The sequence below is a fragment of the Pararhizobium sp. IMCC21322 genome (genome assembly GCF_030758295.1).
GTDB lineage: Bacteria > Pseudomonadota > Alphaproteobacteria > Rhizobiales.
In genome coordinates, this window is the sequence record NZ_CP132335.1 from 4983801 (window position 1) to 5006670 (window position 22870).

22 protein-coding genes are annotated in these 22870 nt (G+C 53.4%); 9 read left to right on the plus strand and 13 right to left on the minus strand.

All coding sequences use genetic code 11. The features are described 5' to 3' along the window. Positions 1 to 133: 133 nt before the first annotated feature. Positions 134 to 757 (minus strand): outer membrane protein, encoded by a 624-nt coding sequence (locus tag RAL91_RS23705; protein ID WP_306258693.1) that lies wholly within the window; start codon positions 755 to 757, stop codon positions 134 to 136. A gap of 178 nt (positions 758 to 935) precedes the next feature. Continuing rightward, on the minus strand, positions 936 to 2909 hold the full coding sequence (locus tag RAL91_RS23710; RefSeq protein WP_306258694.1) for a bifunctional diguanylate cyclase/phosphodiesterase: 1974 nt from the start codon (positions 2907 to 2909) through the stop codon (positions 936 to 938). A gap of 643 nt (positions 2910 to 3552) precedes the next feature. Between RAL91_RS23710 and RAL91_RS23715 the strand changes: the two genes are divergently transcribed. After that, positions 3553 to 4551, plus strand: coding sequence for a sterol desaturase family protein (locus tag RAL91_RS23715; RefSeq protein WP_306258695.1), 999 nt, complete (start codon positions 3553 to 3555; stop codon positions 4549 to 4551). 99 nt (positions 4552 to 4650) lie between these two features. On the opposite strand, the gene RAL91_RS23720 is transcribed toward RAL91_RS23715, so the two are convergent. The 7 genes from RAL91_RS23720 to RAL91_RS23750 form a co-directional block, all read right to left on the minus strand. Continuing rightward, entirely contained in the window at positions 4651 to 5640 is a 990-nt protein-coding gene (locus tag RAL91_RS23720) for a zinc-binding dehydrogenase (protein ID WP_306258696.1), read from the minus strand. Continuing rightward, positions 5637 to 6389 carry an SDR family NAD(P)-dependent oxidoreductase gene (locus RAL91_RS23725; RefSeq protein WP_306258697.1) on the minus strand — a complete coding sequence of 251 codons (753 nt, stop codon included), beginning with the start codon at positions 6387 to 6389 and terminating at the stop codon, positions 5637 to 5639. The genes RAL91_RS23720 and RAL91_RS23725 overlap by 4 nt, the downstream gene beginning before the upstream one ends. 4 nt (positions 6390 to 6393) lie before the next feature. Next, positions 6394 to 7698 (minus strand): histidinol dehydrogenase, encoded by a 1305-nt coding sequence (gene hisD / locus RAL91_RS23730; RefSeq protein ID WP_306258698.1) that lies wholly within the window; start codon positions 7696 to 7698, stop codon positions 6394 to 6396. Between the two features lie 8 nt (positions 7699 to 7706). Further along, positions 7707 to 9038 (minus strand): TRAP transporter large permease, encoded by a 1332-nt coding sequence (locus tag RAL91_RS23735; RefSeq protein ID WP_306258699.1) that lies wholly within the window; start codon positions 9036 to 9038, stop codon positions 7707 to 7709. An 11-nt stretch (positions 9039 to 9049) separates the two neighbouring features. Next, a complete protein-coding gene (locus RAL91_RS23740) occupies positions 9050 to 9556 on the minus strand; it encodes a TRAP transporter small permease (RefSeq protein WP_306258700.1) in 507 nt (168 codons plus the stop codon). Positions 9557 to 9655: 99 nt separating this feature from the next. Continuing rightward, positions 9656 to 10810 (minus strand): TRAP transporter substrate-binding protein, encoded by a 1155-nt coding sequence (locus RAL91_RS23745; protein ID WP_306258701.1) that lies wholly within the window; start codon positions 10808 to 10810, stop codon positions 9656 to 9658. A gap of 14 nt (positions 10811 to 10824) precedes the next feature. After that, positions 10825 to 11043, minus strand: coding sequence for a hypothetical protein (locus RAL91_RS23750; RefSeq protein ID WP_306258702.1), 219 nt, complete (start codon positions 11041 to 11043; stop codon positions 10825 to 10827). 249 nt (positions 11044 to 11292) lie between these two features. On the opposite strand from RAL91_RS23750, the gene RAL91_RS23755 reads away from it, so the two are divergent. Further along, a complete protein-coding gene (locus tag RAL91_RS23755; protein ID WP_306258703.1) occupies positions 11293 to 12309 on the plus strand; it encodes a LacI family DNA-binding transcriptional regulator in 1017 nt (338 codons plus the stop codon). An 83-nt stretch (positions 12310 to 12392) separates the two neighbouring features. Further along, positions 12393 to 12767: a rhodanese-like domain-containing protein gene (locus tag RAL91_RS23760; RefSeq protein WP_306258704.1), complete on the plus strand. Its 375-nt coding sequence runs from the start codon at positions 12393 to 12395 to the stop codon at positions 12765 to 12767. Positions 12768 to 12922: 155 nt separating this feature from the next. Here RAL91_RS23760 and RAL91_RS23765 read toward each other — a convergent pair whose 3' ends face one another. Next, on the minus strand, positions 12923 to 13336 hold the full coding sequence (locus tag RAL91_RS23765; protein WP_306258705.1) for a curlin: 414 nt from the start codon (positions 13334 to 13336) through the stop codon (positions 12923 to 12925). 475 nt (positions 13337 to 13811) lie between these two features. On the opposite strand from RAL91_RS23765, the gene RAL91_RS23770 reads away from it, so the two are divergent. The 6 genes from RAL91_RS23770 to RAL91_RS23795 all read left to right on the plus strand — a co-directional run bounded on the left by RAL91_RS23770 (position 13812) and on the right by RAL91_RS23795 (position 20808). Further along, positions 13812 to 14459 carry a CDGSH iron-sulfur domain-containing protein gene (locus RAL91_RS23770; RefSeq protein ID WP_306258706.1) on the plus strand — a complete coding sequence of 216 codons (648 nt, stop codon included), beginning with the start codon at positions 13812 to 13814 and terminating at the stop codon, positions 14457 to 14459. A 300-nt stretch (positions 14460 to 14759) separates the two neighbouring features. Beyond that, positions 14760 to 15347 carry an NADP-dependent oxidoreductase gene (locus RAL91_RS23775; protein ID WP_306258707.1) on the plus strand — a complete coding sequence of 196 codons (588 nt, stop codon included), beginning with the start codon at positions 14760 to 14762 and terminating at the stop codon, positions 15345 to 15347. A gap of 33 nt (positions 15348 to 15380) precedes the next feature. Further along, positions 15381 to 15683, plus strand: coding sequence for a zinc-binding dehydrogenase (locus RAL91_RS23780; RefSeq protein ID WP_371932459.1), 303 nt, complete (start codon positions 15381 to 15383; stop codon positions 15681 to 15683). 357 nt (positions 15684 to 16040) lie between these two features. Continuing rightward, positions 16041 to 16505 (plus strand): GbsR/MarR family transcriptional regulator, encoded by a 465-nt coding sequence (locus RAL91_RS23785; RefSeq protein WP_306258708.1) that lies wholly within the window; start codon positions 16041 to 16043, stop codon positions 16503 to 16505. A gap of 26 nt (positions 16506 to 16531) precedes the next feature. Next, positions 16532 to 17692 (plus strand): efflux RND transporter periplasmic adaptor subunit, encoded by a 1161-nt coding sequence (locus tag RAL91_RS23790; protein ID WP_306258709.1) that lies wholly within the window; start codon positions 16532 to 16534, stop codon positions 17690 to 17692. Continuing rightward, on the plus strand, positions 17689 to 20808 hold the full coding sequence (locus tag RAL91_RS23795) for an efflux RND transporter permease subunit (RefSeq protein WP_306258710.1): 3120 nt from the start codon (positions 17689 to 17691) through the stop codon (positions 20806 to 20808). The genes RAL91_RS23790 and RAL91_RS23795 overlap by 4 nt, the downstream gene beginning before the upstream one ends. 126 nt (positions 20809 to 20934) lie before the next feature. On the opposite strand, the gene csgH is transcribed toward RAL91_RS23795, so the two are convergent. From csgH to RAL91_RS23810, 3 genes are all read right to left on the minus strand, one after another. Beyond that, positions 20935 to 21333 (minus strand): curli-like amyloid fiber formation chaperone CsgH, encoded by a 399-nt coding sequence (csgH, locus tag RAL91_RS23800; RefSeq protein WP_306258711.1) that lies wholly within the window; start codon positions 21331 to 21333, stop codon positions 20935 to 20937. An 87-nt stretch (positions 21334 to 21420) separates the two neighbouring features. Next, positions 21421 to 21852, minus strand: a complete 432-nt coding sequence (locus RAL91_RS23805; protein ID WP_306258712.1) for a curlin — start codon at positions 21850 to 21852, stop codon at positions 21421 to 21423. A 268-nt stretch (positions 21853 to 22120) separates the two neighbouring features. Beyond that, entirely contained in the window at positions 22121 to 22768 is a 648-nt protein-coding gene (locus RAL91_RS23810) for a GntR family transcriptional regulator (protein ID WP_306258713.1), read from the minus strand. Positions 22769 to 22870 lie beyond the last annotated feature (102 nt).

The following is a 22870-nucleotide window of genomic DNA, read 5'->3' on the forward strand; positions in this document are numbered from 1 at the left end:
CATGAAAATAACCGACACCCCAAGCGTCCAACCATGTCAGTTGCACACGATTAGACGATTCAGTGCTTTTAGTTATCAACAAAAGGGCATTTGCAATAGATTACGCATCTGACTGAATGACCGGTTCAAACGATCAGTAATCGTCGCCGTGTTTTCCCATTCTGAACACCAATGAGCCGCGAACGCTGTGGGAATCCATATCGTCGAGGTCTTCAACATCGCCATAATCTTCGTAGCGATACTCCAGCTTGGCAGCGACATTGTCCGAAAACGCTTTCTCAACACCTGCGCCCAGGAAATAACCTGCTTCCCAGGTTTCATTGATATCGTCGGAACCGCCCTTCGGGCATTTGCTGATGCAGTCTCCCGAAATTTCAGCCTGATTAAATCCGCCAACACCATACAGGAGCAGCGAATGCATTGGCTTGATGCCGGCTCTTACACCGATACCCCAGGAGTTACCAATTCTGTAATCGTATCTTCTGCTGTGATTTTCTTCGATGCTGCCAAGGTCAATGTTGCCGACAACACCAACCACAAATTCACTATTCGGAACAGAAAAATCATAACCAAGTTCAGCAAAACCATAGGCTTCAGGACTGCTCTCACCGCGCGCAAACTTACCTGCCCCACCAAGCGCGAAATAGGGCCCACCCCAGACATCCAGATTATCTATCGCATGCGCGGGAAAACTCAATGCCCCGATTATCGCAACTAATGACACGGTTGAAAAAAAGCTTGTCTTACTGGCGTTCATGATGTCCCCAAACTACTATTTCTTGAGGCGTAGCACGAAACAGCTACGATCCCAACAACCAGTTAAGCAGTATGTGTGTGTTTCAACCGCCATTCTGTCTGCATAGATTGCAGCATGCGTTGTTCCCACCCTGCAGTATCCGTTGGTCCGGTTATTCAGAAATCACAGCCACCAATTGTCAGGCGACTTTTCGCAAACTACGTTCAATTTCAATGCATCTGTTTGCCAGTTCATCGCCAGAAACCGCCTCACTGAACAAAAAGCCCTGGACCTGATCACAGCCTTGGGACATCAGCCAATTGAGTTGTTCGTGTGTTTCAACCCCCTCAGCAACAGTGGTTGCACCAATCTGATTGGCAAGAGCGAGAATGAGTTTCAGCAGCGGCCCCGTCATGGGCAGCTTTTGAACAAAGCTCTTATCCATTTTGATGCATTTCAACGGAAACCGGGAAATATGAACCAGATTGGAGTATCCGGTGCCAAAATCATCAAGGGCGAGGCGAAATCCAAGCTCGTTGATACGGCGGACTTTTTCAGAAACTTCGGCATCATCACCAAACAAGGACGTTTCGGTAATTTCCAGTTCCAGACGACTGGTTGGAAAGTCAATTTCCGCTGCCATGTTCTCAAACAAGGACACAAAATCCGGGTCCTCAAACTGCTTTGGAGACACATTCACGGAAAGGTCAATGTCAAACCCTTGGCGATGCCATACCCCCAATTGTCTGCAGGCACGCTTGAGCACAAAAGCACCAAGCTCATCGATGACGCCCATTTCTTCGCAAACCGGAATGAATTGATCAGGCGGAATAAAACCACGCTCTGCATGGTCCCAGCGCAACAGGGTTTCTGCGGAGAGAACCTTCCCCTTTTTAATATCAAGGCGCGGCTGAAAGTGGAGTGTGAACGTCTTTTTCTCGATGGCTTTCTTAATTTCAACTTCCAGCCAACTGCGCTCAAGCACTTCAGCACCCAATTCCTTGCCGAAAATCGTATAGCGATTTCTGCCGGACCGCTTGGAGTGATAAAGCGCAATGTCAGCCTGCTTCATTGTTTCGGACCAATTTCCCTCGGCACCGCTATCAAACATTGCGACCCCGATACTTGCCGTCACATTCAATTGAATGGACCCACAATCGACAGGCCTGAGCAATTCTGAACGGATCGCATCAAGTGTGTCATGAAGCGAGTTCTGGTCTTTCATATCCTTGATCAGTACGACAAATTCATCACCACCCATGCGGGCCAGAATATCGGTTTGCCTGATTTGCGTTTGCATGCGCAGAGCAAACGTCTGAAGGATTTTGTCCCCGACTTCATGCCCGAAGGAATCATTGACCAGCTTGAACCTGTCAACATCCAGAAACAACAGCGCATGGCTTGCACCATTTGCCTCTGAATTTGCGCTGATTTTCTCCTGCTCCAGCTGCATGAATGAGCGGTTATAGCATCCGGTAAGCTGGTCGCGACTTGCAAGATACCGCGCCTTGTCTCTTGCAGTCTTCAGCTCGCTCACATCAACAGCAGTCACCAGAAGCGCGCTGTCACCGGTCGCCGCATCAAGGCAGCGCTTGACGCTGAGATTAAACCATTTTGTCCCAAATGAGGTGCTCATTCTTGCAACACGTTGGCTCGCGCCACGCGCTTCCCAGTCAGCCTGCATATGCAAAAAGTCTTCAAACTGACAAAAAAGGTCACCGAACCCGGACACATTGGCAGGTAATGCATTGCGTGCCGCAGGGTTCATATAAAGCGGAGCACCCTCAATCGAATATAGCGTAATCATGACGTCGGTATGCAAAAGGGCTTCCGTGCTACGCAAGGTTTCTGGTTCTTCCTCGCGTTCCCCGGTAACCTCGCACATCATGGCCATGCGGCCATCTGGCAGGACATAGCCTGTATATTGAATCTTGACTGTAACTGGCTCGCCATTGGGATAGATTGTCCAGAACTCCGAGAACTCGGCATCGCTTTCATGAAAGTCAGCCTGATATTGTCGGAGGCGTTTGGCGACAGTTAAAGACATGCCATCAGCCAGATTACGCGCCTTCAGCTCTGCCTCATTTTCAGCCTTCCAGATCGCACAGCCGGCTTCATTTGCGAACGCAATACTATTATTATCTGTATCGTAAACCCAGACAGGTGTTTTCAACCGCCTCGCCAAAGCGAACGGATCCATTGTATTGGGCAATTGGTGAGGGTGCTTATAAGTCATCATTGCACTTGAGCTTGCTGACATGCCAGGCAGACCCAGCCGACCAAACCGGGCAGGCTAAAGACCCAACGACAATCTGGTCGCGCTCCGCATGGGATGCAAAAGTGATCTGGCAGGTTTGCCAAAGGCCCTGCACATGCAACGTTTAATGGTCATAAGTATGTTTCCCCAACAGTTGTGGCGGAGTATGTGTTGGGTGCGTTAAGCAACTGTAACACCTCAAACCAACACTTCTGTTTAAAGCTATCAATTGGTTAAACTGAAGTGTTGGTTTGAAACGGTCCGAAAAACAAACCTTCCATGCTCATTCGCGCCTGATCCTATACCGGGCTCGTCATTTTGGCGCGCCAATATGAGGAATATCATGCAGAAGCTCAAGCGCTGCTGAAGCGAGCCAAAGAGGCAGAGACCGCTGGTTTAATCAAGGTCAGGATAAGAAAAGGTCTGGAGGAATTGACCGCATAAGGCACGCACTGTGAATTTCCCAAAATGACTTCGGCGCGACACATCACCAATTCCACCGCTCTTGGAGCCACGCACGCCCTATGTTAATTTGCTCAAAACAATGAGGGAAAGCGCGATGGATAATGAGGCCAAATTTGGAAGCGAGGATGCCCGTGGCAATTGGGCACCGGACAAACCCGTCAGCTATGGTCCGGCTTTCACTTGGCCGCCACAGCCAAAAGTTTTGCTGAAATGGTTTTTTGGCTTTCCCGGTTATCTGTTTCCCTGGAATGTGTTCTACGCCATCGCGGCCATTCTTATCTGGATGTTCCTGACACCGCCCCTTGAAACCATGAAGACCTTTTCATTTGGCTGGGCAGCTTTGATCCTTGCCCGCAATTATGTGCTGGCGCTAGCGGTTTATGGCGCCTGGCACCTGTGGCTTTATGTGTGGCGCAAGCAGAATACGACCTTCAAATATAACCGTAACTGGCCAAAGGAAGATTCCGCGGTCTTCCTGTTCAAAAATCAGACACTCGACAATATGTTCTGGTCGCTTGCCAGTGGTGTTCCAATCTGGACGGCCTATGAAGTGCTGCTGCTATGGGCCTATGCAAATGGCATGATCCCGTTTGTCAGCTTTGGCGATCACCCTGTCGGCTTTATCGCGCTCTTCTTTCTGGTGCCTCTTATTCACGAGGTCGGGTTCTATTTCGCCCACCGTCTGCTGCATTGGCCACCGCTTTACCGCATTGCTCACAAGCTGCACCACCGCAACACCAATCCCGGGCCATGGTCCGGCCTTTCCATGCACCCCCTTGAGCATGTGTTGTATTTTTCCACGATTCTGCTGTTCTTTTTCATCCCGACCCACCCGATTCATATGATCAATCTGGCATCGCGCCTGGGTGTCGCCCCGGCACAGGGACACACCGGGTTTGATCGCATTGTGGTCTCGGACGACGGGGCAAGTGTAGATGCGTCCTACTATGCACACTATCTGCATCACAAATATTTCGAGGTGAATTACTCAGATGGAATGGTGCCATTGGACAAATGGTTCGGATCATTCCACGACGGCACTCCGGAAGCCAATGAAGCCATGAAAGCCCGCCGCTTGCGACGCGGCGTCTAAAAGTTCCGGGCTTGCGACGCGGCGTCTAAAAGTTCCGGGCTTGCGGCGCGGCGTCTAAAAAGTCCGGGCTTGCGGCACGGCGTCCAATGCATTGCGATCCTAAGGCACCAAAATGATCTTGGGCGCGGCGGCCTGCCCGGACTTGATCTCGTCGAAGGCTGCAGGACCATCACTGAGGGGTCTTGTATCAGGCCAGTCGAGAGATCCCAGATCACCGTCGAAAATTGCGTGCGCCGTATCCCGGAAATCCTGCTGGGTATAGGTATAGGTACCAATAAAGGTAATTTCCTGAAGCGTCGCGCGTCGCACATCCACCCCGCCACTGGCGGAGCCAAGGCCAATATGGCTGATGACGCCCCCCGGCTTCACTTTGGCAAATGCGGCTTTGCGGGTCGCTTCAAAGCCAACACCATCCACCACAAGATCAACCGCATCCGGTCCGGGCTCAGAGATCGGATCATAGACTTTGAATGGGCCGCTTTGCGCAACAATCGCGCGCCGCGCCGCATTCGTTTCCGCAACCCAAATATCAGGCGCGCCCTTGGCAGCCAGCACCAATGCGGCACCAAGACCAATCGCGCCGCCACCAAGAACCAGACAACTGGCGTCTGATAACGGTCCGTCAAGAACGCGGCCTGCCAAACGCACAGCATGCCAGCCACAGGCCAAAGGTTCGGCAAGTGATGCTTTTTGGGTCGAGAACCCGTCTGGAATGACCACCAGGTTAGTTGTCGGCATGGTCAGTAATTCAGCAAAAGCGCCCTGTCGCGGCGGCATGGAAATGATCTCGCGCTGGGCACAAAGATTTTCCCGTCCACTTTTACAAGCAGAACAAGCGCCGCACGACACAAGCGGATTCACCGTGACGCGCTGACCTTTCAAAGGCCCTTCAATGACAAGACCTGCCGCTTCATGCCCCAGAATAAGCGGCGCAGGGCGGCGTTCATCGTGGCCTGCCCAGGCATGCATATCCGATCCGCAAATGCCGACATGCTCAATTTGGATGAGGCAATCATCATCTGCACGAAGGGGATCGGGCATGTCCTGCAAAGCCAGTTGTTCCGGCCCGTTGTAAACCAGTGCCTTCATTTGGCGGTAAAGCCTCCATCCACGAACAAAATCTGGCCTGTCACATAAGCGCTTGCATCAGAGCTAAGGAACAGGGTTGGCCCAACCAGATCGGCCATTGTTCCATTGCGGCCTATGCAGGTCTGCGCCGCATTGCGCGCTGCCAGTTCCGGGTTATCAAACACCGGCCCCGTCAGCTCTGTCGGGAAGAAACCCGGTGCCAGCGCATTGGTGGTTATGCCGCAGGACGACCAGGCCTCGGCCATTGCACGGGTCATCTGGCCAACGCCGCCCTTGGAGGCTCCATAGGCAATGCCGCCTGGAAAGGCCCGTTCAGTTTGCAGCGATGCAAAGTTGATAATGCGGCCCCAGCCCTTTGCCCGCATGGCAGGCACCAAAGCCTTTGCCAGAAAAAACGGTGTCGACAGATTGAGATCAAGCGTTTTTTGCCAGCCATCCAGTGTGACATCATCTGCAGGCTGTCTTGTATTGATACCGGCAGCATTGATCAGAATATCGGGCGCACCAAAGGGTTGACTGGCTTGTTCTGCCACATCCGCCATGCGCGCCGGATCAGACAGATCGCAAGGCACAATGGCGGTATTTCCGGATGTTTCCGACTGCCAGTCTCGCAGCGCGTCTTCGCGCCGGGCGAGCCCGACCACATTGGCACCCGCATCACTCAACGCACTCGCCAGCGCCCTGCCGATACCGGAGCTGGCCCCGGTCACGCAGGCAATCTTACCTTCAACATTGAAAATATCAGGCATATGGTCAGCCTGCCGTCAGGTCGAATTTCTCACCGGGAAAATACTTCTCCAGACGAATATCAGCCGTACGCGCGTGACCTTCCATACCTTCCAGCCGTGAAATCCGGGCCGTGGATTCTGCAACAGCCTTGGAGCCCTCACGCGTTACTTTCTGCCATGTCACCAGCTTCATATATTTATGAACCGAGAGACCGCCTGTATAGCGTGCAGCACCGGAAGTTGGCAGAACATGGTTTGGCCCTGCGGCCTTATCGCCAAAGGCAACCGTGGTCTCTTCGCCCAAGAAAAGCGAACCGTAACATTGCAGTCGACCCAGGAACCAATCTGTGTCTGCCGTCTGCACGTGAAGGTGTTCTGGTGCAATTGAATCAGCAACCTGAGCCAGGCCCTCACGGTCCGGCACGACCATGACTTCTGCCATGTCACGCCAGGCCGCAGCTGCATTCTGGGCGTTCAAATCAGGTAGCTCACTTATGTATTTCGGCACCAATTCCATGACTTTTTCAGCCAGCGCCCTGTGTGTCGTCGCCAGCCAAACCGGTGAATTGTAGCCATGCTCCGCCTGCCCGACCAGATCCCACGCCACGATATGCGGATCAGCGGTTTCATCCGCCAGGATCAAGCTGTCTGTTGGGCCGGCAAACATATCAATCCCGACCCGGCCAAACAGAATCCGCTTGGCTTCGGCAACAAACTGATTGCCCGGTCCGACCAGAATATCCGCCTTTGGCAGACCAAACAGCCCAAACGCCATGGCAGCAATTCCCTGAACGCCGCCAAGCGCCAGAATGCTGTCAGCACCGCACAGATCCGCAGTGTAAATAATCGCAGGGGCAATGCCTTTCTCCGGCCGTGGCGGTGAGCAGGCAGTGATGTGCCCGCAACCGGCAACCTTGGCCGTTGTCACAGTCATCAGCGCCGAAGCTATGTGGCTGTAGCGACCACCCGGTGCGTAGCACCCGGCTGCCTGACACGGAATGGCCTTTTGTCCGGCAATCAGGCCGGGGCGCAATTCAACTTGTGTGTCCTTGATCGTCTCTTTCTGAGCTTCGGCAAAAATCCGCACATTATCCCACGCGAACCGGATGTCATCTTTCAGCTGCTGCGAGACCTTCGCCGAAGCTGCATCAATTTCATCACGGGTCAGCACGACATTGCCGTCATACTTGTCGAACTTGGCAGCATATCGCCGTGCCGCCTCATCGCCGCCAGCCTCAATATCATCGAGAATAGCTTTCACTGTGGCGTTCACATCGCCAGCATCGTCTGTGGATTTCCGGTCGGCTCTCTTTAGATAATCAATTGTCATATTGGGTCTCACTTATAAATATCGGGCAGCATCATAGTGGACACGGCAGGAACATATGCGATCAGTAGCACCACCAGGAGCATGAAGAATACGAAGGGAATTGCACGTGCTGCAATCTTCAAAATCGACTCCCCTGTAAGTCCAGATACTACAAACAGGTTTAGCCCCAATGGCGGTGTAATGAAACCAACACCCAGTGCCGTGATCATCATAATGCAGAACTGAATTTCGTTCATGCCAATCTGATCAGCCAAAGGCTTCAGGATGGGGGCCAAAATCACGATGTTCGGCGTTGTCTCCATAACACAGCCGGCAGCAATCAGAATGCCGATCATCAGCAGGATCAATACATAGGGGTTTTCGGTGATTGATGTCACTGCAAACACAAATCCCTGCGGGACACCCAGTGCCGCCATAGCCTGCGCCAATGGCAGGGACATGGCCACAATTGGCAGGATAATTCCATTCACCTTGGCTGAACTCACCATCATCTTGGGAAAGTCAGACAGTTTCAAAGTGCCCAGGATAAAGCCGAGAATAATGGTGACCATCACCGCGGTTGCGCCAGCCTCAGTGGGCGTCAAACGCCCGGAGAAAATCCCCCAGAAAATTACGCCGGGGACAAGAAAGGCATACCAGCCGCGCGCCAGCGCGCTTCCGACATTGGTCAACCATTCGTTGAACGTGATCATGCCGCCGCCTTCGTAAGCGTATTTCCGATTGACCACGATGTTTGTGATCAAAATGGAGAGCAGGATGAGGATGCCGGGAATGAGAGCCGCCTGGAACAAGGTAGAGGCAGAAATACCCAGCACCAGACCGATAACAATATAGGCAATGGAGGGTGGGATTAAAATTCCGGTACAGGCCCCGGCGGCAACAAGTGCGCAGGCATAGGGACGTGGATAACCGGACTCCACCAGTCGCGCAATCGTCATACGCCCGACCGCTGCAGCACCGGCTGCATCCGATCCGGAAATGGCGGAGAACATGCCGCAGACCAGCACCGTCGCCGATCCAAAGCCGCCACGCGCCCAACACGTCAGAGCTTCCGCAACATCCAGAAACTTTCGACTGAGTTTGGTGCGTACGAGCACATCACCCGTGAGAATAAAAAGCGGTACCGCTGTCAGTGCAAAATGGTCAATACCGTCAAACAGGCTTTCGCCCAGAAGTGACAAGGGCAGGACTTCCGAGAAGACCAGCATGGTCACGGCACCCGCACCAATGGAAGCCCAGACAGGCACGCCAAGCGCGATCAAAGCTACAAAGATAAGGATCGGACCATAAAAGTCCCAGCCAATGACAGTTGCTTCCTGTTGAATTTGGTTCCAGAGCATAATTTTTTCTCCTAATCGAACAGGCGTTCGCCCTCATAAACGGGACGTCCTGACCGCAGGTCAGCAACATCTCGAATGAGGGATTGAACAAGGCGCAACATCATGAGGCCGAAGCCCAGTGGTACAGCCATCAGGAACCAGACCATGGACACCCGAAGGCCATGGCTGACGGAGCCGAATTTCCAGGAGACCGCGACAGTTTCAAACGACCAGTAGAAAGCCAGAATTGCGATAGCCAGCATCACCAGATCGCCAAAAATGTAGAGCAGGCTCTTCATGCGTGGAGACACGTAATTGAAAATCACATCGATACGGATATGACCCCGGTCACGCACGGCAGCCGAAGCTCCGATCCAGGCGAGATAAATGAAGGAATAGCGAACGATTTCCTCACCCCAGATCGACGAGTAGGAAAACACTTCCCGGCGTATGACCTCCACGGCCATCGTCACTACAAGCAATGTGTAGAATACGAGCAGAGCCCATCGCTCTGCATTTTTGTCCAAAGCTTTCAGCATGTCATCCTCCCCCTGGGCATTCACCCAGCACAGCAAACCGTCAGTACAAATTTAAAGGGCGGAGCAATAATTGCCCCGCCCGGTTTTTCATCGTCCCGACTAGGCGTCGTGGACGTAGTTTCTTCCTTGGGTTCCAGCCGCTTCGACCATACTGTCGAAGGCACCCATTGAACCGGCCAGTTCGGTTTTGAAGCCGTCCCATTCGCTGCGCTGATAGCCACCGGCAGCTTCCCATTGCGCCAACTCATCAGACGTTGGAGAATAGAATTCCACGCCGGATTTTCTGAGTTCCGCCATGGCGAAGTTGCGTGCTGCAGGCACTTTGGCAAGGTTCTGCTGAGATGTGATTTCAGAGGCAAATTCAATGCCTTCCTGAACATCTGCAGGCAATGCATTGAACCATTCAGCATTACAGGAATAGACCTGACTGTCAGGTACGGCACGTGTAAAGGTCACGTGGCTCAAAATGTCCTTGAAGCCGAAGACATACAGCGCACCAACCGATGGATCGAGTGCATCTGCCACACCCTGCTTGATCGCAGACGGTGTTTCACCCCAGGCAACCGGCGTTGGATTTGCGCCAACCATGCGGTAATATTGCTGAAGCATTTTGGAGCCAGGCACGCGGAACTTCACACCTTCAAGATCTGATGGTGTTTTGACGGGGCCTTTGCCGCCTTTGCGTACAGCCACAACCCGTGGATCAATCACCACATAGTAAAGTGGCTTAAAGCCTTTGGCTTCGACCAGTGGATTCACAGTGGTCTTCCAGTGATCGGAGTTCACCAGATTTACAAAGCGCTGATTTGAGCCACACAAATAAGGCATGTTGATCAAATCAACCACTGGCGCGAATGGTACAAAGTTGGACAGGGAATGCTGAGCCGCTTGAATGGTACCGCCCTGTACTTTTTGCACCAAGGCACCGCCGGCACCAAGCTGACCACCTGGGGCCAGTTTGACGTAGACTTTTCCGTTGGTGGCGTTCTGGATGTTTTCCTTGAAATCAAGCTGCATGATCGGATAGCTGCGATCAGCAGTCATCACGTAAGCAGTCGCGATTGTCATAACGTGGTCTGCAGCGCGCTCGCGATCAGACTCTTCTTTTGCGGTCTGCGCAATAGCTTCAGAGGACCACATGGTCCCTGCAGCACCAACAACCGCCGCAACTGTGAAACTGCCAACAGCGGCCAGTTTCATGAAGTTACGTCGCTCAAGCGACTCAATCTCGTTGAGTGGTTTTCTCAATTTCATACTAATCCTCCCGGTTAATTTTTTTCGCCGTCAACGTTTTCGACAGCGTTGGCCTGTGCTTCGCATTGCAAAATGCCAAGCACAAACAGACATACGGATGCGAGTAGAAGCAGCATCTGTGGGACATCCCCCAGAAACTCGCCGCGACCCGCAGCTCCAAACCCTACATTTGTAAAAAAGATCACAAACAGAACGAGCGACGAGATAAGCATTTGCTTGGCAAAATTTTTCATCGTTTGAACGCCCTCCCAAGCGTGCAATCTTCTGCAGTTCAAAAAGTGTAAGCGCTTACATTTAAAAATGCAAGCGCTTACATTATTAATGTGGAAATGCTAAAGCTTCAGCTCTGGTCTCAATGAGGAAGAAATGGTGTGTCACATCCTGTTTTCTGGAGAACTGCCGGGCCTTTGGCGCAGGAATGAACGAGTATCGTCGGCAATCCGCCTTCACTTGTTCGGTAAGCAAGGTTAGAGTCTGATCATATGAACGCCAGTAATCTGCCAACGCTTGATGATGTCGCCCGCCTAGCCGGCGTATCGACTGCAACAGTATCCCGTTGCCTGAATTTGCCGGATCAGGTCCGCCACACAACAAAAACGCGTGTGCAGGCGGCCATCGCAGAACTGGGCTACACGCCGCATTTTGGCGGCATGGCCCTGGCGTCCAACCGCACAAATACGGTGGGCGCCATCATTCCAACCATGGAAAATGCGATTTTTGCGCGAGGCCTGCAGGTTCTTCAGGAAGAACTGTCTCTGTCCGGCATCACGTTACTGGTCGCAACATCCCTTTATGACCCCGAAAAAGAAGCCGAACAGATCAGAGCCTTGTTAGCGCGCGGCGTGGACGGCTTGATACTGATTGGTCATGAACGCCCACAGGAAACCTACCAGTTCCTGACAGACAGACGCGTTCCCTTTCTTCTAATGTGGACCTCAATGACCGATTCTCCATACTGCAATGTGGGTTTTGACAATCACCGGGCGGCCTATGATATGGCGATGCATGTCATCATGCGCGGCCATCGACAAATCGCCATGATTGGCGGTGAGACCAAAGGCAATGACCGGGCACGCGAACGCATCAAGGGCGTGTCCAATGCCATGAAACAAAACGGTCTGACATTGCAGCCGCCTTATCTGGTCGAGACTGAATATACAATTGATGAAGGCAGGGCCGCAGCAAAAACGCTTCTTGCGCTGGACACGCCGCCAACCGCCATCATCTGTGGCAATGATGTACAGGCGGCAGGTGCCCTGAAAGCGGTGCATCAGGCCGGACTGAAAGTTCCTGATGATGTATCGGTCGTCGGCTTTGACGATATTGATCTGGCCGAAGCTGTTGAACCAGGCCTGACCACCGTCCACGTGCCGCACCGCCGCATGGGACGGGAAGCGGCGCGGTTAATCATGCAAATGGCGCGGAACAGAGCACCGGTTGAAAGCATCCGCATTGACACAAGTATTGTAGAACGGTCATCACTGCGTGATATTTCCTGACGATCCAAGTTGGTTTCGGACAACTCTCACCTTATGTAGTTGGTTCTGATGAAACCATTTTATAATCCTGGAGGGGAATTTCCATGAAAACTGCAAAAGACTATCTTGAAGCTGCAAACAGTTCCGTCACCCGCGTCAACGCCGAAGAAGGCATCGCAATCCACAAGGCCGGCGACACTGTTTTTGTTGATGTGCGCGATTCCAGTGACATCGAAAGCAGCGGAACCATAGCGGGTGCCTTGCGCATTTCGCGCGGATTTATTGAATTTGCCGCCGATCCGGAAACGCAATTCCACAATAAGGCAATGCAGAAAGATGCCAAAATCGCACTTGTCTGTGGCGCAGGCGGCCAGGCGGCCCTTGCAGGCAAAACCCTGCAGGATATGGGTTACACATCCGTTGTGAATGTGGGCGGCATTGGTGACTGGAAAGATGCTGGCGGCCCAATGGAAAGCTGATAACTTTCCTGCTGGTTTGGGTGAAATCTCAGACCAGCGGGATACGTAAAAGAAAAGCGGGGCGTTGATTATTTCAACGCACCCGCTTTTGAATGTTCTGATCTATCGGCTGAGTGCCGACGGCGATACGGCTCAAACGGATCATTCAAACTGGCTTACCATCCGAACTGAAAAGTTGCGCCTGTTTCGCCATTGCCGTTCTGGGCAACATGGCCATCGGTGTTTTCACCAAACTGGAACAAGCCGTGAGCATTGTTGTTGCCATTCTGCTGAACTGTTCCATTGTGGCCGTTACCTTCCTGATGAACAATGCCCAGATTTCCGCTGCCATTCTGGCCAAGTCCAGCCGTATTGCCATTTCCGTTCTGGCCGATATGGCCGCCATTCTTGATGCCATTGACAATGCCGAAGATCGTCAGGCCGGCACGCATGGCCTTTTCCTGTTCCGCATCTTGCGGTGTCAACGATACGGAGATTGAACCACCGGCGATGGATGGTGTTGCTGTCAGAGCAGCGGCGGTTGCAATTGTCAGGGCTGCGAGTGTGGTTTTCAGTGTTGCGCGGGTCATGGGTCTGTTTCCTCTTTGCATCTGGTTTTATCTGTTTCAAAACCGCTTCATTGCGTTTCGATAAAGACAACATGCCCTGCCGTGCATGAACCATTTTGGAACCCGCCATTCATATTGCGTTCAGTCCGTGCGGGAGGAGAAAATCCGCAGGACGAGCAAGAGCGGCACTGTGGATCGGCGAGGAAAGCTTATCTACGATTACACAGAATGGAGGGCACATTCATGACTCAACTGGACGCACAGCCTTGTTACAACTCAACACTGCGCACCTCTTCGGTACGATGAATATCAACATGGGTGACCTGCCATAAGGGTGCAGACCAGGCCCCGTTTGGAGGCAGAACACCGCACAATCATATCGGCGTTGCCCTGTTTGACCTTGATCTCGGGTCAGGCGCAGGTAGCATGACACCATCAACGCGGCGCCTTATCCCCTTCATCCCGTCACCCTCTTAACGCCAGACCAGGAATATTTATGACATCACACCCCAAAATTAAGCCAATCACCAACGGCCCTCTCATGGTTACAGACCTACCCAATCTGCGCGATGCTGACGGTCTCCCAATGGAGGCTGGTGACAAGATGGCGCTGTGCCGGTGCGGCTTGTCGGCGAATAAACCATTCTGCGACGGCTCTCACAATGGTGGGGAATTTTCCAGCGCCTCCGATACAGCAAATATCCGCAACACGCCGGTAACTTATGAAGGCGCTGTTGAAGGCACGGACGTGACGGTACACTACACGCCGGTGCTGTGTTCTCATGCCGCTGAATGCGTAAAGGCGTCCGAAGCGATCTTTGACCCGACCCGCAAACCATGGGTGAAACCCGAGCAGGGCAAAATGGCCGACCTTCTGGCTGCTGTGTCCAATTGTCCATCTGGCGCATTACGCCTTGAAGTTCTCAAAACTGACCCGCAGCATATGGTGAATGGCGATGTTGAAGTTGCTGTCGAACGCAACGGCCCATACCGCGTTAAAAACGTGGCCCTTGATGCCGTGTTCAACGGCTCAGGTGCAAGCCAGACAAAGTTTGTGCTGTGTCGCTGCGGACACTCGAAAAACAAACCGTTTTGTGACGGATCACACCGCGATGCGGCATGGGATGACGGGTCTGGCACCTAACCCATCTGCGCCTCACTCTTCTGTCAAAAAAGGGCTCCCTTTGGCGGGAGCCCCTCCGTGAATTCCTGATCAGCGTGTCAGGTGGCTTTACACCCGAACGTGATCTGCTGCCCCGCTGCTGCCCAGCATCTTTACCTGTTTTACGAAGTGCCGCCAGGCTCGAAGCCTGGCCATGAAACACCACAACCAATCACCATTGTTGCCCATTTGACATAAGTGATTTCGAAAATCGGATCATAATCTTGGTGATGGCGCAATACTATCTGCAAGACGATCAATTCATAAAAGAACAGGTGCACAATGAAAGCCGCATTAATCCAAGACTATTCTGCTCCGGTCGTAATTGCCCAGATTGCAAAGCCGGATCTGAAAGACGACACGGTTCTGATTGAAGTGCACGCCGCCAGCGTAAACCCGATCGATAATATCTTGCGAGCGGGCTATCTGAAAGATCTCATGCCACTGACCTTCCTCCATGTGATGGGTTATGATGTATCGGGCGAGGTGGTCGAGATCGGCAAGAATGTTCAAAGCGTCAAAATTGGCGATGCTGTCTTTGCACGTCCAAATCAGGATGACGCTGGCGCGATTGCCGAATTTGCACGCGTGAAAGAAAGCGAACTGGCGATCAAACCAGCGAATCTAAGCCATACAGACGCCGCCTCTGTCCCGTTAGCAGGTCTGACTGCATGGCAGGCGCTGATAACCAAGGGCAATCTCAAAAAAGGCCAGAAGGTCCTGATCCATGCAGGTTCCGGCGGGGTTGGCACGTATGCCATCCAGATCGCCAAGCATTTTGGTGCCTATGTCGCCACGACCACAAGTGCGAAGAACGCAGACCTTGTTCAAAGCCTGGGCGCCGATCTGGTCATCGACTACAAGACCTGAAAATTCGAAGACGAACTGTCTGATTACGATCTCGTGTTGGATATGTTGGGCGGCGAGACGATGGCAAACTCGTTCAAGGTGCTCAAGAAGGGCGGCACTCTGGTGTCGATCAAGGGCGAGGACACGGAAGGACTTGCTGCTAAATACGGCGTCCGGTTCGAGTGGTTTTTCATGTCACCCGACGGGGAAATGTTGACAAAACTTGGTGCGTTAATCAGCGACGGTATCGTCAAGCCCGTCATTGATAGTGTCTTTCCAATGGATCAGGCCGCCGTGGCATATGATCAATTGGCCACCAGGCGCACCGTTGGCAAGATCGTGATTGCTGTCAAATAAAACGGTTCAGACCGAAATGCATCGAGCCCTCCGTTAAAGCCCTAGCCAAGGGCATCTCCTCTCGGGCATTCTCCCTTGAGGAAATTCCAAAGTAGCGGTCTAGTCCAAAAAATAGGGGCCCTCTTCAAGAGGAGCCCTTACATGGAAGGACTTGGAGGACAAAAGCCGCATAGCCGACGCCCCAATCAATTGTAAAAATGTTTTGCTGGCTTCAAGGCCGTAACAATCCTGTCTCATTCAAACTGCCCACAAGCGGACACCTTAATTATACAATATGTTCATTTATTTCTGAACATATTGATTATCTTGGTTTTGAATGCTATTTACCGCCCGTGAATTCAATTGGATCCAATACAAATGGTTAAGCTTGCAGATATCCGAACCGACTTCATTGAAAAAGTTGGACAGATCGCCCAGGGCGAAGCACTGCCCAAAATCGCTGGACGCGTGTTCGGCCTTCTGATGTTCGATGGCAAACCTGTATCCTTTGGCGACATGGCAAAGGAACTCCAGGTGAGCCGAGGCAGCATCAGTTCCAGCGTCAGGCTTCTGGAAGACCGTGGCGTGATCAAACGTATGGGAATGCCAGGGGAACGGCAGGATTATTTTCAACTCGCCGAGCAGCCCTTTGTCGGGCTTTTGGAGAACGCACAGAAACGCATTGAACGTGCAAGGCAGGATATTGAAACAACAGTTGCGGATTTGCCGGCCGAGGCCAACGCTGTTCGAAGTCGTCTCGAAACCTATGCCGATTTTTACCGGACGCTCGGCAAAGGGCTTGGCCACGCTCTTGCCGACCAGTCTGATAACGACGGGGCATGAAACACCCTGTGTATGCGGAGACCAGCATGACTGAAGATAAAGAACAAAAACAAGAGCGTCAGACGCTGACATTTGAAAGCGACGAGGGTGCATCACGCTCCATCTGGATTGCGGCGGTCATTCTGATCGCCATCGTCGCATGGATGGGCAGCGGCTTTCTCCTGCCATCGAAAGTTCAGACCGGGGATCAGGCAAAGACATCAGAGCCACAACCGGTTGCCGTTACCGTTCGCACATCAATCGCAGAATCCGTCACGCTTTATTTCCAGGCTGAAGGGCAGGCTCAACCGGATCGCGACACCGCCCTTCGTGCCGAATCGTCAGGCGACGTGGCAGAAGTTCTGGTGAACAAGGGGGATGATGTGTTGCAGGGCGACATCATCGCCCGTCTGACCACCAACCGGGTGCAGGCGGACCTTCGCCGCGAGATTGAGGCAAGGGATAGTGCCCAACGTGAATTCGACAACGCCAATGAACTGCGAGACCGTGGCGTTGCCACAGTTGATCGCGTGACCGAGGCACGGGCGGCTCTTGCGGCAGCAGAAGCTGACGTTGCAGCGGCGCAGGAAGCACTTGAGAGCACAAATATCGTAGCGCCGTTTACCGGGCGCATCGAGACGCTTTCATTGGATGAGGGTGAATATATATCCGCCGGAAGCGACGTGGGGCGGATCGTGGACAATCAGCCGCTAACTGTCGCCTTGCAGGTTCCGCAACAGGCGCTCAATCGCATCAGGAACGGCCAGACAGCTGAAGTCAACTTCATCACCGGAGAGGAACGGGAAGGTAGTGTCACCTTCGTCAGCACATCCGCATCCGCCGAAACCCGCACCTTCCTGGCAGAAATCGAAGTGCCAAACTCGGATGGCGCAATCCCGGCAGGTATTTCTGCGGAAATCAGCATTCCGACAGGCACTGAGAAAGCGCATTTCGTAACGCCCTCGGTGGTCTCACTAAGCCCCGACGGGGTCACCGGGGTGAAATCCGTTGAAGACAATAAAGTCGTCTTCTACGAAATACAGGTCGTGCGCGCCGAAGTTGATGGCATCTGGGTTACAGGCCTGCCCGATACAGCACAGATCATTATCATCGGGCAGGGTTTCGTGCGCGAAGGCGAGGCCATCAAGGCTCAGCCGGAGAGAGCCGAAAGCCCGGCACAGGAACTGGCGCGGGAGGCCGGCGAATGAACGCCATCATCGACGGAGCTTTTTCGCGAACGCGCGTTGTGATCATGGCCTTGATCATGACCCTGATCGTTGGTGCTTACGCCTATGTCTCGATCCCCAAAGAGGCAAACCCGGAAGTCCCACTGCCGCTGGTCTACGTCTCCTCCGGTCTTGACGGGATCAGCCCGACGGATGCGGAACGGCTATTGCTTGAGCCAATGGAGAGCGAATTCGGTGCGATCGAAGATTTGCAAAAAATGTCGAGCGAGGCCTCTGAGGGGTTTGCGAGCGTTCAACTGGAATTTTCAGCTGGCGGCGACATTGACGAGGCTCTCGACAAGGTGCGCGAGGCCGCCGACAGGGTGGAAGGCGAATTACCGGAAGATGCCTATGATCTGACGATTACCGAGATCAACACCGCCCTCTTCCCGATCATCACAATTGTCCTGTCAGGCCCGGTGCCGGAACGCACACTCAATATGCTTGCTGACGACATGCAGGAGAAGCTTGAAGGTCTTGCTGGTGTCCTGGAGGTCGATGTTGGTGGTCAGCGGACCGAGTTTATGGAGGTGCTGATAGACCCGACCGTTTTCCAGACCTACAATCTGAGCTTTGAGGAGGTCATCAGCCAGCTCCAGCGCAACAACCGCCTGATCGCAGCCGGTGCCATCGAGACAGGCGGCGGACGTATTGTTTTGAAAGTGCCGGGCCTGATCGAGGATATCGAAGATGTCATGGACATGCCAATCAAGGTACGCGGCAACGCAGTCGTGACGTTTGGCGATGTCGCAACAGTGCGCAGAACCTATGATGACCCCACAAGTTTCGCCCGGATTGACGGGCAGCCAGCAATTTCGCTGGAGGTCAAGAAGCGGTCAGGTGCCAATATTATTGACACCGTTGCCGAGGCGAAGGCGCTGATCGTCGAATTGCGGGCAGACTGGCCGGAAAGCCTGCAGGTGACGTATCTTCAGGACCAGAGTAAGCAGGTCAAGACCCTCCTGTCCGACCTGGAAGCCAACGTCATAGCCGCCATAATTCTGGTGATGATCGTCATCGTCTTCGCTCTGGGTCTGCGATCTGCCATCCTGGTCGGCCTTGCAATCCCCGGTGCCTTCCTTGCAGGCGTTACGGCGCTGTGGGTCATGGGCTACACGATGAACATTGTGGTCCTGTTCTCGCTCATTCTTGTGGTCGGCATGCTGGTTGATGGAGCCATTGTTACCGTCGAACTGGCCGACCGCCGACTGCAGGAAGGCGCAGACAGGAAAGAAGCCTATGCCTACGCCGCAAAGCGTATGTCGTGGCCGATCATAGCGTCGACAGCAACCACGCTTTCCGTCTTCTTTCCCCTGTTATTCTGGACGGGCCTTGTCGGCCAGTTCATGAAATTTCTGCCAATCACAGTGATTTTGACATTGTTCGCCTCGCTGTTCATGGCCCTCATCATCATTCCGGTCGTGGGTGGTGTGATTGGCAAGCGGCAGCGCCAAAGCGCGAATGCCAAAGCAGCATTACACGCCGCGGAGCTGGGAGACCCGCGCGTCATCAAGGGCGCGACAGGAGCGTATGTGCGTCTCCTGGAACGAGCGATCCTGCGCCCCGGCACCACGCTTTTACTGGCCATAGCCCTGCTCCTGGGTGGCTTTGCGCTTTACGGACAATTCGGCCGGGGTATCAGCTTCTTCCCTTCGGTTGAGCCGGAATTTATGCAGGTACAGGTCCGCGCCCGGGATAATTTCTCGATCTGGGAACGCGACGTTCTGGTGCGTGAAGTTGAAAACCGGCTTTTGGAATATGATGGAGTTGCAAGCGTTTATGCCCGCTCGACCATGAGCGCAGGCCAGGGCGACGAAGAGACCATCGGCACGATCCAGCTCGATCTTGTGGATTGGGATAAACGCGCCACCGCTGCACAAATCGGCGAAACCATCCGCAGCGACGTCGCCGATATTGCGGGAATTGACGTTCAGGTCCAAACCGAAAGCGGAGGGCCGACTTCCGGCAAGCCGGTGAACCTGCAGATTCAGGCCCGCGACCCTGAAAAACAGGGCGCTGCCGTCGAGAACGTGCTGGAGATCATGCAAAGGATTGGCGGCTTCACGGATGTAACGGATACGCGGCCTTTGCCGGGTGTGGAAGTCTCAATTCTGGTGGACCGGGAAGAAGCTGCACGCTACGGCGCTGATGTCAGCCTGCTGGGGCAGGCCATTCAGCTCCTCACACAGGGCATAACGGTCGCAGATTACCGGCCGGAGGATGCTGACGGGGCGCTGGATATTCGTGTTCGTTTTCCGCGTGAGGAACGCTCGCTCTCCGAGCTTGGCAATTTGCGGGTACCAACATCAGTTGGTCTGGTGCCGATTTCGAACTTCGTCACTTTCGCGCCCACCGAGCGGGTTGGAACCCTGCGCAGGGTGGATGAAAAGCGTGTGGTGACCATCGAAGCGAATGTGGCCTCGGACGTCCTGGTGAACGATCAGATCGTGGCGCTGCAAAGCGCACTTGATGCAGCCGAGTTGCCGGGAGGCGTCAGCTATTCCTTTGCTGGTGAGGCAGAGGACCAGCAGGAAGCCATGATTTTTCTTGCCGGAGCATTCATCACGGCGCTGTTTCTGATGGTTTTGATACTCGTGCTTCAGTTCAACAATTTCTACCAGGCGATGGTGGTGATGAGTGCCATCGTCTTCTCCGTTGCAGGCGTATTGCTCGGTCTCGTCATTACTGGCCGTCCATTCGGCGTGGTCATGGGTGGGATCGGTGTCATCGCGCTGGCGGGTATTGTGGTGAACAACAACATCGTCCTGATCGATACCTACAACGATCTGAAACGCAGCGGACAATCCCCTCTGGAAGCGGCTTTGCGCACGGGAGCACAGCGGCTGCGCCCGGTCGTGCTGACCTCAGTCACGACTGCACTCGGCCTGATGCCAATGGTGATTGGCGTGAACCTGAATTTCTTCACCCGCGACGTCGTCTATGGCGCACCTTCCACTCAATGGTGGACAGAACTCTCCAGCGCCATAGCAGGCGGGCTGATCATCGCGACAATTCTCACACTCATCGTGACGCCTGCAATGCTGATGTTGGGAGAAAAACGCAAAGAGCGGCATCTCTCTTCGGAAGGCGCGGTGTAGCAACGATTGGGCAGTGCAAAACAGTCAATCCGGCTTCTCACTCCTGTCATAATCCAAAAAGTAAGGGCCCCTCTTAAAGAGGAGCCCTTAAATGGGAAGACTTGGAGGTCATGGAGTTCCCGGTCGTCAGGTGGCACCACCGATGCGCTCTGCGCAGTTGAAGGTCACACCGCTGACAGTGACTTCCAGACTGGCATCATAGACAGAACCGGAAGACAGCATCATACGGCCCAATTGGAGCGGCTCTCCGGCGTCTGCCCGGAAATTGCTGCCCTGTGACAGATTGGTACTGCCGGAACGCCCGGCGCTTTTGACCTTGAAGCGATACTGACCATTGATGGATGTATCACTGTGGATCATGGTTTCCAGCGTGATCATGCCACGGTTTTCTGTGGCTTTGATTTCACAGCTGATCGGATCATCCGAGGCATTGTCTGTGTTGGTTCCGGCCAGTGCGACGCCAGTCAGGCTGAGTGCCAGAAGTGCGGCAGAGCCGGAAACCATGTGTTTGCTAAAACGGGTCATCATATTGTCCTTTCTTTGGAAAAGCAGGATGGCCAGGGATCAAAAATCGCCCGGCGCATCTAACTGTTTCAAGTGATCTACCGTGGCTTATGGGCAGGCTTGAACAAAAGCTGCGACATTGCCGCTACCGGTCTGGTCGACATTTGCGTTGCAGTTGTTTCCAACCTGAACACCGGCTGCGATATTGCCATTGCCGTCCTGTGTCAGAACTGAATTGTGGTTGTTGCCGAACTGGCCAACACCGGCCTGATTGCCATTGCCATTTTGAACTGTGTCAGCTGCATTGTTGATGCCGCTCTGGCCGGTTGCAGCGACATTGCCATTGCCGAACTGTTCAGTAATGGAGTTGTTGAAAAGACCGTCCTGGAAAACACCGATCTGGTTTCCAAAACCAACCTGGCCACCACCGGCTGCATTGCCGAAGCCGAATTGTTCAATGTTGATGCCATTGGCCAGTGCAGGGGCCGAAAAGTTGGTGAAGAGTGCGACTGCTGTTGCGATAAGGGTAAGGCGTTTCATGGTTTCTCTCCCGAGTGTCTGGTTTGGTTTGGTCTGCTTCAAAACCGCTTGATTGCGTTTCGATGAAGACACCATGCCCCGCCGCGCCTGAACCATTTTGGAACCGATCGTTCATATTGCGTTCACAGGATTTGGAAGGAAAAAAGATGCCAGAGACAGAGCCGACATCTGTCAGGCAGGGATGCAGTCAGGCGGTCAGGCAGCCCGGCAATCAGGAAACAAACCTATTCAATTGCCGTGTTGAGATCAGGATTACCGGCGTGACGATTTAAGTGTTCAGACTGGCCATTAACTGGTGGAACTTCTCACCCTGTACAGCAACATGGCGCCGTAAAGCGTCAGACGCTTTTTCCGCATCGCCATCTTGCAACGCTGTTACAATTGCAACGTGCTCTGCCATTGATTGAGCCAACCGGCCACGAAATCGAAGCTGTATTTTGCGATAGGGTTTCAGGCGGTTTTGAAGCTGCAACGCTTGCTTTTCCAGATAGCCATTTGCCGAAGCTTTATAAATGGCCTGATGGAACACTTCGTTTTCAGCATAATAACGCCCGTGGTCCTGCGCTTCGATGGCCTGCTGGCAATTATGGTTGGCATCAACGAGTTGCTGCAAACCTGCATCCGTTATCCGTGAAGCTGCAAAGCGACCGCAAGCCGCTTCCAGTTCGGCCATGGTCTCAAACATTTCCATGAGTTCAACAGGGCCCGGCTGCCGGACAAACACGCCGCGCCGCGGAATCTGCTCCGCCATGCCGGAAGAGACCAGGACCTGAAGCGCCTCTCGAATGGGCGTGCGCGACACGCGGAAATACTCGGCGAGCTTATGTTCATCCAACCGCTCGCCGTTCTGGTATTCCCCCGCAAACACCAGCTGTTCCAGCGTTTCGGCAATCTTGTCTGCACGTCTGAGTTCCATAAAAAATGCATAGCACAGCGCGCATATTAAATGCAATATTAGTAAGATTGTATACAATAAAGTTGACGTAGGATGCAAAATATGAAAGGAGCGGTAGATAGA